This window comes from Methylobacterium sp. WL120, from assembly GCF_008039465.1.
In the GTDB taxonomy this organism is placed as follows: Bacteria; Pseudomonadota; Alphaproteobacteria; order Rhizobiales; family Beijerinckiaceae; genus Methylobacterium; species Methylobacterium cerastii.
In genome coordinates this window covers 1-11,405 of sequence record NZ_VRUT01000153.1, presented here as the reverse complement: position 1 = coordinate 11,405, position 11,405 = coordinate 1, and the positions used below count along the sequence as shown (strand labels likewise).

The following is an 11,405-nucleotide window of genomic DNA, read 5'->3' as shown; positions in this document are numbered from 1 at the left end:
CTGCCCGACGGCTGCCCCGGGTTAGGTGCGGCCGCCAGCGCCTCCGGGTCGGCGAGGCTCTTGGGCGTCGCCGGCTCAGGCGGCCGCATCGAACCCGGGGCAGCCGTCGGGCAGGATGCCCTCGACCGCGAAGCGCTCGCGCCCGGCCTCCGCGCCGAGGCGCTTCACCAGCCCGGCCCGGCCGCCGAACTGGAAGCCGAGTTGCGACGCGTAGGCCGCGCAAGCCTCGGCCTTGGCCGCCTGCGCGCCCGCGTCGAGGACGATTTCGCGGACCGGCAACCCGGCGAAGGCGCTGGCGAGCGGGGCCTTCGGCACCGCCTGGCGCACGGTGTAGGGGAAGTCGCGCCACCACAGCATCGGGCGATCCAGCGCGATCCTGCGCAAGGCCGCGACCACCTGCAGGTGATCGACGTGGCCGCCGATCGCCTGCGGCGCGAGGATCAAATCCGGCGCGGTCTCCGCGATCAGCGCCCCGAAGGCCTGGGCCAGGTGTTCGACGATCGCGTCGTCGGCCCGGACCTCGGCGAACAGCTCCGGTGCCGAGCCGTAGCCGCGGTGGGGGGCCTCGCGGAACGGCAGGTGGCGCACCTCGACCCCGAGGTGGGCCGCCGCCGCCGCGTCCTCGGCGCGGCGCAGGCGCATGTAGTCCACCGACGCGTCGAGGCCCTTGTCGAGCTGGCAGGCGAGCGCGAACCCGGCGGGTTCCGCGACGCTCTGGGTGAACACCGTCGCCATCACCACGCGCCAGCCGGACGCGGCCAGCGTCGCCAGCGTCCCGCCGCAGGAGAATGCGGCGTCGTCGAGGTGGGGCGAGAGGGCAAGCGCTGTGGGCATCGGTCTAAAGCAGGTGCGGCTCGGCCCGGAACCGGCAGCTCGGATCGTGCGGGAGCGTGTTCGAGAAGCCCGTCGCCGGCGTATCGCGGACAACGTCGCCGTAGACCGCCATGATCTGCCGGCCGACTGCCGTCCACGAATAGACCCGGCGGCATTCCTTCAGGCCGGCCTCGGCGAGACGGCGGCGCAAGGCGGCGTCGGTGACGATCCGCGTCAGCAACTCGGCGAGCGCCGGCACGTCGCCCGGCATCGTCAGCAGGCCGTTCTCCCCGTCACGCAGGCAGTCCGAGACGCCGACCGCGTGGCAGGAGACGACGGCGAGGCCCGCTGCCATCGCCTCGAGGATCGTGTTGGAGAAGCCTTCCGCATAGGTCGGCGATACGAACACGTCGGCCTGTGCGTAGAGGGCCGGCACGGCGTCGTAGTCGGCGTAGCCGGTGAAGCGGATCTCGTGTTCCCCGAAGTCGAGTTCGGCCGACAGGGCCTGAGATGAATCCACGTCGGGGCCGATGCCGGAGATCGTGGCGGCGAACGGTGTACCCTGCTCGCGCAGGATCGCCAGGGCCCGGATGAAGTCGAGCACGCCTTTCCGGCGGTCGACGCGGCCGTGATAGAACAGGCGGATCGGACCGTCATGCGGCGCAGGCAAGCCGTCGCCGCCTCGAGCGAAACGAGCGGTGTCGACCGCGCCGGGCACGATGGTGAAGCGCGCCGGATCGGACCCCAGCCGCTCGCAGACCTCGTCCACGAACGAGGCGCCGCCGATCAGCAGGGCGTTGGCGTGGGCCAGCACCTCGCACATCGCGACGCGGTGGGTCTCGCAGCACGACCCGACCCAGTGCCCGTCGCCGCCCTGGATCGAGACCACGTTCGGAACGCCGAGCGCCTTGGAGGCCAGGAGCACGGCCCAGCCGGTCGGGTAGCCGTACTGCGCGTGCAGCACGTCGAAGGGGTTGGCCGCGTGTTCGGCGCGGATCGTCGCGACCATCGTGTCGATGTCGCGCTCGAAGTCTCCGTCCGTCTGCTCGCCGACCTGTTCGAGGCCGATCACCCGCACGCCCGGGACCGGTGGCGGCGGGCCGCCGCCGTAGACGCGGGTGCCGAAGGCGTCGCCGCGATACTGCGAGATCATCGTCACGTCGTGCTCGGCCTGGACCAGCTCCCGCAACAGGTTCTGCGCGTAGACGCTCATGCCGGAAATCGCCGGGAAGTAGCGCCGGCTGACGAAGCAGATCCTCATTGCCGCCGGGTCTCCTGGTCGTCCGGGAGGGCCGGCCCGTCGCGCCGGCAACTGCGGAGGTAGTCGAGGGAGGCCGGGATCATCGCGTCGGCGCGGTGGCTCTCGCGCGACAGCTCCACGCAGATCAACCGGTCGAAGCAGATCGCCTCCAGGGCGTCGAGGATGCCGGGCACGTCCATGTCGCCCTCGCCGAAGGGCAGGTGGATGTGCTCGCCCCGCTTCATGTCTTCGATCGCCACCGTGCCGACGCGGCCGGCGAACTCGTGGACGGCCGCCGCCGGGTCCCGCTCGCCGGTGACGAGGCAGTGGCCGGTGTCGAGCGCGAGCCGCAGGCCCTCGACCTTGAGCGCAGCGAAGTCGTCCAGCGTCTCGATCAGCATGCCCGGCTCGGGTTCGAGGCAGGGCACGACGCCCTTCACGGCGGCGTAGGCGACCACTTCGGTCAAGCCGTCGACGAGCCAGCCCCGCGCTTCGGCTGGGTCGATTCCGGGTTTCGGCACGCCGGCCCAGAACGAGACCGCCTCGGAGTTCAGCATCGCGCCGATGTCGATCGCGCGCTTGAGGAAGCCGACGCGGCGCGCGCGCGCCGTGGCGTCGGCGGTAACCAGCGTCGGCTCGTGCTTGGCGCGCGGGTCGAGGAGGAAGCGGGCGCCGGTCTCGATCACCGAGCCGAGCTCCAGCTTTTCCAGGCGGCTCGCCACCCGGCCGGCTTCCGTCGCCCACCCCTCGGCGAACGGGTCGAGGTGGTGGATGTCGAGCGTCAGCGCGACGCCATCGTAGCCGGCGCCCTTGATCAGGTCGATCGCATCGTCGAGGCGGTGGTTGGCCGCGCCGTTGGTGTTGTAGGCGAAGCGCAAGCTCATGCGGCCCTCCCCTGCTGCTCCAGGCGGAACGGGGCGTGGTGCGATTCCGGTTCGCGGTAAAGCGGATAGTGGCTGCCGACGATCGATTCCGCCAAGGCGGTGTCGAACAGCGGCTGGCCGCCGAACCGGTCCAGCGCCTCCGGCGTCAGGCGAACCGGCAGCAGGGTCTCGCTCGGCGTGCCGAACTTGATCAACGGGTGGTCGCGCTCGATCAGCTTTCGCGCGTTGCGCTCGCCGATGCGGTAGTAGCTCATGGTCTCGACTTCGAGCCCCGGCACGATCGCCTTGACCACGCCGACGGCGCCGCCCGCGGGCGAGCAGTCCACGTAGAGGATGTCGAACCCGGCCTGCTCCAGGCGTTCGCAGGCGATCTCTCCGCGGGCGTGGCCGTCGGCGGCGGGGGTCGTCGGCAGGTCGGTGAACGCCTTCGTCGCGCGCTCGGAATAGACCGTGTCCTTCAGGACGTCGCGCAGGCCCTCGGGCGGCAGCACGATCCATTCCAGCATCGCCTTTAGGGCGCGGCTCTCCTCCAGGTCGAGGCTCGGCAGCGCCTTCTCGATGAAGGCGCCGACGTAGCCCGGCGGCGTCACACGCTCGGCGAAGGCCAGCGGTCCGTGGCCGAAGGCCTTGCGCACGCGGGCAGCCTGGAACTCCAGCAGCGCCTTGCGCAGCGCCCGCTCGCGGTCCGGGTCGCAGGCCTCGCCGCAGGCCGACAACGCGATCGGTACGGGCGTGTCGGCGGGGTTCTTATCGTAGCCGACGACGTAGAGGTTGGTCAGCCCGAACTGGTCGGTGGCGAACTTCGGCAGCGCCCGGATGCCGAGGGCGTCGAGGCGGTCGAGCATCGCCTGCGTCTCAGGGCCTAGGCCCTGCGAGACGTCGAGCATCACGCCCTGGTCGAGCGCCCGGAACAGCAGGCCATTGCCGTCGCGCTGAAGCAGTTCCAATACGCCGTGGCCGAGGGCGAACGGCACGTCCGGGCCGGCGCCGAGCCCGTTGGTGATCAGGTTGGTGAAGGGCTTGTAGCCCTCCGACAGCTCGAAATAGTCGGTGGCCGCGATGTCGAGCGGCATCAGCACGATCTCGCCGGTCTTGGCCCGCGTGGCGGCGGTCCATTCCATCACCGTGCCGCGCCCGACCGGCGAGCCGGCCGGAAGGCAAAGGGTCAGCGGGTCGGCGACCGAACCGGCGCCGTAGACCCGCACGAGGTCGTCGTAGCTCGCGCTCTCCTTCTTGCGCGGCATCACCGCGAGCGACGGCATCAGGTTCTCGGCGATCTCGGCCACCGCGCCGATCAGCGCTTCGTCGTCGGTGGCGCCGTAGCCGATGCCGGAGGGCATCGCACCGACGAAGAACGGGTCGTCGAGGAACAGCGAGACGAACCACACCGGGATGCCGGTGCGGTCGAGGGGCGCCAGGGGAAAGCCGACGATCCTCCCGGGCGGCAGGATGTCGAGATAGGCCCGCACCGGCTCCGGCAGGTTCTGGGGCAGGCCCTCGATCTTGCGCGGACCGCCGAAGCCGTAGGGACGCGGCGCCTTGATGCGCGGATCGCGGGCCCGGGTGTCCTGGTCGTTCTCAGTCACGTGTTCGATCCGTCTGCTTGTGACGCGGCGCCATAGGCCCGCGCGATCAGCCGCATGGTGTGGAGGTCGCGCGCCGCCGAGTAGGCGTCCCGTTCTGCGGGCCGCCTGAGCGCCGAGCCGAAGGCCCGCACCTGCTCGGTGAAGGGCGACGCCTCGGCGTCGAAGGCGACGGGCTCGGAGCGGCCGGTGGCCCCGTCGGTGAAGGTCACGGTGCCGCCGGCGGTCTGCCCCATCGTGTCAATCGCGGTGAGCAGGCCCTTGGTGCCGACCACTTCCAGGCGGCGGCGCGGCAGCGCGTCGGGACAGTTGTAGGCGACGTTGAGGCTCGCCAGCACGCCGTCCGCCGTCCGGCCGATCAGCAGTGCGCCATCGTCGACCGCGTAATCCTGCGCGCGGATCTGGGTGAGGGCCGTGATGTCCACCAGAGACTCGCCGAGGAGGTAGTCGACGAGGTCGATCCCGTGCGGCGCTAGGTCCATCAACGCGCCGCCGCCGGCCTGGGCAGGGTCGATGCGCCAGTTGTCCTGGCCGGGACAGGCGGCCCAGTCGCGCCCGAGCCAGCAGGCGTAGACGATGCGGATCGCCGTCACCGTGCCGAGCTGGCCTTCCGCGATGCGGTCGCGCATGGCGCGATGGCCGGGATGATGGCGCTGGTCGAACGCCGTGCCGTAGAACGCGCCCCCACGCCCGACCGCCTCGGCCATCGCCTCGGCGTCGCGCAAGGTCGCCGCCATCGGCTTCTCGCACAGGATCGCCTTGCCGGATGCCGACAACGCCTCGACCGCCTGGCGGTGGAGGTGGTTCGGCGTCGCCACGTACACTGCTTCGACCTCCGCGTCGGCGATGAGGCGGTCCAAGCTGTCGTAGGCGCGCGCGCCCTCCGCTTCGGCGGCGGCGCGCGAGGCTGCGCCCGGATCGCACACCGCGACGAGCCGGTGGTCGGCCCCGCGGATGCCCGGCGCCATGTAGTCGCGGGCGACCCAGCCGTAGCCGACGATGCCCCAGCGGACCGCATCCATCACCAGCGCTCCGGCAGATCGACGAATTCGCGGCTGCGCACCCGTCCGACCTCCGGCGCCGCGACGCCGCCGGCGAAGACCAGGCCTTCGGGACCGTCCGACCGCAACGGGTAGGTGACGGACCGGGCGTATTCCGCCTCGTAGCGTTCCGACGGCCAGGCGATGCGGTATGCCCCCGCCGCGTCGCGGCGATAGAGCGGGTTGAGGACGAGGTCCGCGCCGGCCTTCGGCAGCGTCAGCCCGTCGATCACCGAGCGCGGAGCCGGCCGCATGCCGGGGCCGGCGACCACGGAGAAGGCCTCGCAGCCGCGGAGCTCCGACGGCGCCCGCGGGCTCGGCGCCCGCGCCGCGGCGAGCGCCGCGGTCAGCTCGTCGTCGTCGTAGACGAGGGCGTCGGGGAACAGCTCCGCGATCTCGTCGGCCGAGACCGCGCGGCCGGCCGAGAAGCCGGGCCTGTCGCTGTTGTGGATATGGCTGAGCGCGAGCCAGCCGTCGTCGCCGGCGTTCTGGCGCAGGTTGTCGAGCAGCGTCGCCTTGTCGTCGAGGAAGTAGAACGCGTCGTTGCAGACGACGAGGTCCACCGGCGCGCCGGGGATCGGCCAATGCTCCGAGCCGGCGTCGAAGCAGACGAGCTGCGCACCGGGCCCGACCACCCAATGCCGGGCGACCCAGAGTTTTGCGAAGACCACGTCGGCCCCCGCCACCTTGCAGCCGCGCTGCTTCAGGGTCCGCAGGTAGTGACCGATGCCGCAGGCGAACTCGAAGACGCAGATCGGATCGTTCCAATGCGCTTCGAGCAGGGCGAGCCCGGCGAGATAGGTCGGGTCGCTCCAGCGATGCAGGAAGTAGTCGCCGACGCGGCCCCAGCCGAGCAGGCGGACGGCATCGCGCAACGTCGCCGTCGCGCGGCCGGCGATCAGCTCGGCGAGCTCGGCCGGGTCGGCCAGCGGGCCGGTCCACCAGTCGTCCTGGTCGGCGAGCAGCAGCGCGAGCGCGGCGTCTGCCTCCTTGGCGTCGAGGTGGACGAGGGCGCGGGCGACAAGGTCGGCGCGGCCGATGCGAAGGTACGGGATGCCGTCGATCACCGGCCAGCGCCCGTTCGCCTCGGCATCGCGCAGGGAATGCGCGCTGTCGGGCTTCAAGGCGTTGCCGGTCGTTGGCGACCGCAGGTCGAAGGGGATCATCGCAACTCTGATGCCGCCTGCGCGGTCATGGCGGGGACGTCATGCGGAGCCCTCACGACGGGGCACTTCCACACGACGTGAGACTTACGGGATGCGCATATCCACGAGCACGCGGTCGTGGAACCCTTTGACCGGGCCGGCGTGGACAAGCTCCATGTCGCCCAGCACCGTCTGCATGGTGAGGGAGGCCGCCTGCAGGTGCTGCGCGATCTGCAGGACGCGATCGACGCAGTCGGCGGCGTGGAAGGCGCGGCCTTCCGCCGTCGCGTCGTCCGGCAAGACGGCGCGGGCGCGCTCTACCGTCTCGCGAAGCGGGCCGTCGAACTCGTCCAACGCCCACTGCGTCGTCCGCGCCATGATCGGCCCGAGATGGTCGCCGAGCAGCATCTCGCCGGTGAAGCCTGCGTCGGGCATCGCGGCGTTGTGGAAGTGATGCGCCATCGCCGCGAGGAACACGGTCGCCGGGTCCGCCCGGTAGAACGGGCTCAGCACGACGCCGTAGACCGCGACGAGGAGGCAGTGCTCGGCGTGGTTCTCCGGCGGCTCGAGCAGGATCCGGGCGCGTCCAGGGCAGGTGACACCCGCTCGCGGCTGCCGCGCCAGGGCCGTGACGAAGCCCGGCACCGGGCCCGGCCGATGCGCGACGCGGCGCGAGAGCCTGCCCCGCAGCGTCTCGCGCAGGCCGGGATCTAGGTTCGACGTGACGCTGTCGAACCCGTCCACCAGCACGCCGGACACCGCCTCTTCGGACAGGCCGGCGGAGGCGAGGAATGCAGCGTCGAGGTCGCACAGGCGGGTGGCGGCGAGCGCCGTGGCGGTGATGTCGAGGGCGACGTCTTCCGCGGAGGCACCCCCGGTCAGCGCACTCCAGCCCTGCGCGAACAAGCGCTCGGCGATGGAGCCGACGCGCCCGGCGGACCGGACGCGCTTGAGGTCGTTCATTTCGACGAACAGGTCGCGAAGCTCGGCCGGCGCGGCAGGCCCGGACGCGCCGTTCACCGGAACGCCGTCCGACATCAGCGGTCGCCGTCCAGCCAATCGAGCAGCATCTTGCCCTGCTTGCCGAAGTCGTGCTCCGGGCCGTGCCCGTTCTTGACCATCGGCGCCTTGAAGAAGGTCGAGAGCTGCTCCTGCACGCCGCCATCGCCGCGCTTCTTGGCGAGGTCGAGGACGCGGGCGATCTCGATGACGAGCGGCGCCGCCAGGATCGAGTCCTTGCACAGGAAGTTGACCTTCACCTGCATGCGCTGGCCCATGAAGCCGGTGATGTCGATGTTGTCCCAGGCTTCCTTGTCGTCGCCGCGCGGGCGGTAATAGTGGATGTGGACCAGATGATCCTCGACTGGGTAGCCGAGGATGGAGTCGAGCACCGTGCCCTTGGTGTTGAGCTTCGATTGGAGCGAGGCCGGGTCATTGAGGGCGAGGCCGTCGCGGTTGCCGAGGATGTTGGTCGAGAACCATCCGTCGACGTGGAGGGCGCGGGCCTTGAAGGCCGGCGCCAGCACCGTCTTCATCATGGTCTGGCCGGTCTTGCCGTCCTTGCCGGCCACCGGCACGTTCATCTCGGTGGCGAGCGAGAGCAGCGCCGGCACGTCGGCGGCGATGCTCGGGGTGAAGTTGGCGTAGGGCACGCCACTCTTGATCGCCGCGTAGGCGTAGAGCATCGCCGGCGAGATGTGCTCGTCGCTGGCGTCGAGGCCCTTCTCGAACGCCTCGGTCGAGTTCAGCACGGCGGCGGTGAGGTCGGGCCAGCGCTCGGTGGAGGCGAGGTTCACGACCACCACCTCGTCGAGGTTGCTCTCCTGCTTGAAGCGGCGCAGGTCGGCGGCGATGATCGACACCGCCTCGCGGTGGTCGGCGGCGACGATGCGGTTGGCGCCGTCGATGTTCTTGCAGAACTTCGCGCTGCCCACCGCCGGCCAGGGCTGGATGCCTTTGAGAACCTGGGCGCCGTTCTCGATGTCCTGCTTGGTGAGCACGCCGTGCCCCTGCGCGGCGGAGGCGAGGTCGTCGCCGTTGAGGTCCCATCCTGCGAAGACGAGTTCCTTGTAGTCGGCCATCCCGGCCACCGAGACGCCGGCGAGAGGCAGCCCGTCGAGGCGGTTCGATCCGGACTTGATCATCTCGATGCCGGCGATGGCGGTGGTGGCGACTGCGCCACCCATGCCGACAAACGCAACGCCGACGCGACGACCGGTCTGCATGCTCATGGGGAGAAAATTCCTTAAACGCTTCGGACGCAGAGCTTCGAACGGGCCGAGGCGGACCGCCCTGCGTGGCCCTAGCTAACTGGCGCTCGGGGGCAACGTTCCAAGCCCGAATGCGACATCTTGGTGCCAACCTACGGCTGAATGGCACCCGAACGACTGGTTAAGAAACCGTGAAACGTCAGCGTTAACGGCTCCTTAAGCGCGCCACGGTTGGATCACCGAGCCGTCCCATTCTGGTCACGGCATCCGGCGATAGAGCCGCCGCTCGATCGAAGCCCGGCCCATGAACGCCGCGGCACGAAAAGGACCAGCAATGGGGGTTTTCCCGGAGCCGGCGCGTTGCGCCGACGACGTGAGCCGACTCGTGCCCAACGGGTCGAATTGTGAAGATGATACCGTGGCTTGGCTGCCGCGGTCCGCCTGCGGGACGCAGCGGAACGACGCCAAATTCCGCCGCCCTTCGCCGTTGCGCCGCCGCACCGCGGCCATGGGGCTGGCCGCCCTGCTCGCCGGCTTCGCCCTGCCGCAGACTGCCTTCGCCCCGGCCGCCTTGGCCCACGACCGGATCGACCAGAGCCCGCGTGCCGCGACCGAACTTGCGAGGGCCGGGCCCTCCGACAACCCTGCCGCGTGGAGCGGCGTTCCGGTCGTCGAGCAGGAGCCGGCCACCAGCGCGCTGATCGCCGGCGATCTCGCTGCCCTGCCCCGGCCCTCGCCCGAGACCGACGACACGATCCGGTTCGGCAAGGTCGGCGTGCCGCGCCGGATCGTCGACACGATCCTGAAGGCCGCCTCGGCCTCCGGCGTCGACCCGGTCTACCTGATGGCTTTGGCCGACAAGGAGTCGAGCTTCTCGACCGACGTGAAGGCGCAGACCTCGTCCGCCGAAGGCCTGTTCCAGTTCGTCACCGCCACCTGGCTCGAAATGATCCGCGACTTCGGCGCCCGCTACGGGCTGGACGCCGAGGCGGCCGCAGTGAAGGGGCGCGGCTCCGCGATCACCGTGGCCGCGCCGATGCGCGAGCGGGTGCTGTCGCTCCGCAAGGACCCCTATGTCGCCGCCTTGATGGCGGCCGAGCTGATCAAGCGCGACCGCGGGCGGATAGAGGCCCGCGTCGGCCGGGTGCTGACCACCTCGGAGCTGTACTTCGCGCATTTCCTCGGCACGTCGAGCGCCGGGCGCTTCCTCACCATGAACGTCGATCGCCCGGACGAGGTCGCCGAGCGCGAGTTCCGCAACGCGGCCCGGGCCAACCGGGCGCTGTTCACCCAGAAGGCCGACAAGGCCGCCGGCAAGGCCCGCCGCCATCTCACGGTGGCCGAGGTCTACGACCGGATCGACGGCATGATCGACCGGCGCCTGTCTCGCTACGAAGGTGTCACCGCCATCGCGCCCACGGTCGAGACGGTCGAGCCCGTGCAGGAGCAGCCGGCCCAGCGCGTCCAGGTCACCGAAGCGCTGCCGCCCGACGGCGAATGATCGATTAGGCGCCTGGCCGCCGCGCGTTCGCGAGCTGCGCCGGGGTGTTCTGCGCGCCCATCGCCTGCGCCATGTCGGCGGCCGACTGGCCGGCGCCGTCGCGCCGCCCCGGGTCGGCGCCGTGGGCGAGCAGAAGCGCGACGATCTCGGTACGGTCGAACATCGCAGCGGTCATCAGGGCGGTGCGGCTGCCGTCGCCGGTGCCGTCCACGGCGGCGCCATGCAGCAGCAGCAGCGTGGCGATCGCGATGTCGCCCTTGAAGGCGGCGCCGGCGAGCGGCGTCTGGCCGCGGTCGTTGGCGAGTTCCGGGTCGCCGCCCGCCTCCAGGATGACGCGGGCGGTCTCGGCCTGGCCGTTATAGGCCGCCAGCATCAGCAGGCTGTCGCCCTTGTCGTTGCGGATGTTGGCCGGAAGGCCCTGCCCGAACAGCTCCGCCAACTCCGCGGCATGACCCATCCGAGCGTACTGGAACAGGCGGCCGGCGAACGCGACGGTCTCGTCGTCGAGGGCGGGCGGGGGTGCGTCAGCGGACATACAACGATCTTCGAGCCTGGGTGGCGACATCACCGATCTGGCGCCGACCCCCCGGCCTGTCCAGTGCGATCCGGGCCGGTCTCAGGCCGCGGCGGAGACCTTCGGGTTGGTCAGGCCGCCGAAGCGGCGGTCGCGGCGGGTGAACTCGGCCATCGCGGCGGCGAGGTCGTCCTCGCCGAAATCGGGCCACATCCGCTCGGTGAAGTGGAGCTCGGCGTAGGCCGCCTCCCAGAGCATGAAATCGGACAGACGCTTCTCGCCGCCGGTGCGGATCAGCAGGTCGACGTCGACCGGCGAGCCGTGCATCGCGCCGGCGACCTCGGCCCCGAACGCCGCGCGCGACGTCGGCTCTCCGGCGAGCCGCGCGGCGGCGGCGAGGATCGCGTCGCGGGCGGAATAATCGACGGCGATGCGCAGGTGGAGCTTGCGGCCCTCGGCGGTCGCGGCCTCGGCC

At 71.0% G+C, this 11,405-nt stretch carries 11 protein-coding genes; 1 reads left to right on the top strand and 10 read right to left on the bottom strand.

What is annotated here, in order from left to right:
* Nucleotides 1-75: 75 nt before the first annotated feature.
* The 8 genes from FV229_RS21805 to FV229_RS21770 all read right to left on the bottom strand — a co-directional run bounded on the left by FV229_RS21805 (nt 76) and on the right by FV229_RS21770 (nt 8,936).
* Complete coding sequence (locus FV229_RS21805) at nt 76-834, bottom strand: PIG-L family deacetylase (RefSeq protein ID WP_147753970.1); 759 nt, start codon at nt 832-834, stop codon at nt 76-78.
* Between the two features lie 4 nt (nt 835-838).
* Nucleotides 839-2,074: a glycosyltransferase family 4 protein gene (locus tag FV229_RS21800; protein WP_147753969.1), complete on the bottom strand. Its 1,236-nt coding sequence runs from the start codon at nt 2,072-2,074 to the stop codon at nt 839-841.
* The gene (locus FV229_RS21795; RefSeq protein WP_147753968.1) at nt 2,071-2,937 is read right to left on the bottom strand and encodes a sugar phosphate isomerase/epimerase family protein; all 867 of its coding nucleotides are present in this window, start codon (nt 2,935-2,937) and stop codon (nt 2,071-2,073) included. The genes FV229_RS21800 and FV229_RS21795 overlap by 4 nt, the downstream gene beginning before the upstream one ends.
* Nucleotides 2,934-4,523: a YcaO-like family protein gene (locus FV229_RS21790; RefSeq protein WP_147753967.1), complete on the bottom strand. Its 1,590-nt coding sequence runs from the start codon at nt 4,521-4,523 to the stop codon at nt 2,934-2,936. The genes FV229_RS21795 and FV229_RS21790 overlap by 4 nt, the downstream gene beginning before the upstream one ends.
* Nucleotides 4,520-5,542: a Gfo/Idh/MocA family oxidoreductase gene (locus tag FV229_RS21785; protein WP_147753966.1), complete on the bottom strand. Its 1,023-nt coding sequence runs from the start codon at nt 5,540-5,542 to the stop codon at nt 4,520-4,522. Before FV229_RS21785 ends, FV229_RS21790 begins: the two co-directional genes overlap by 4 nt.
* Nucleotides 5,542-6,726: a methyltransferase domain-containing protein gene (locus tag FV229_RS21780; RefSeq protein ID WP_147753965.1), complete on the bottom strand. Its 1,185-nt coding sequence runs from the start codon at nt 6,724-6,726 to the stop codon at nt 5,542-5,544. Before FV229_RS21780 ends, FV229_RS21785 begins: the two co-directional genes overlap by 1 nt.
* Before the next feature lie 84 nt (nt 6,727-6,810).
* Nucleotides 6,811-7,743, bottom strand: a complete 933-nt coding sequence (locus FV229_RS21775; protein WP_147753964.1) for an HD domain-containing protein — start codon at nt 7,741-7,743, stop codon at nt 6,811-6,813.
* On the bottom strand, nt 7,743-8,936 hold the full coding sequence (locus tag FV229_RS21770) for an inositol-3-phosphate synthase (protein WP_147753963.1): 1,194 nt from the start codon (nt 8,934-8,936) through the stop codon (nt 7,743-7,745). The genes FV229_RS21775 and FV229_RS21770 overlap by 1 nt, the downstream gene beginning before the upstream one ends.
* Before the next feature lie 466 nt (nt 8,937-9,402).
* On the opposite strand from FV229_RS21770, the gene FV229_RS21765 reads away from it, so the two are divergent.
* Complete coding sequence (locus FV229_RS21765; protein ID WP_348644202.1) at nt 9,403-10,416, top strand: transglycosylase SLT domain-containing protein; 1,014 nt, start codon at nt 9,403-9,405, stop codon at nt 10,414-10,416.
* Between the two features lie 4 nt (nt 10,417-10,420).
* Here the strand turns inward: FV229_RS21765 and FV229_RS21760 are convergent, their stop codons facing one another.
* Both FV229_RS21760 and FV229_RS21755 read right to left on the bottom strand, forming a co-directional pair.
* Entirely contained in the window at nt 10,421-10,951 is a 531-nt protein-coding gene (locus FV229_RS21760; protein ID WP_147753961.1) for an ankyrin repeat domain-containing protein, read from the bottom strand.
* 81 nt (nt 10,952-11,032) lie between these two features.
* The coding region (locus FV229_RS21755; RefSeq protein ID WP_187275240.1) for an undecaprenyl diphosphate synthase family protein at nt 11,033-11,405 on the bottom strand (373 nt) is incomplete at its 5' end.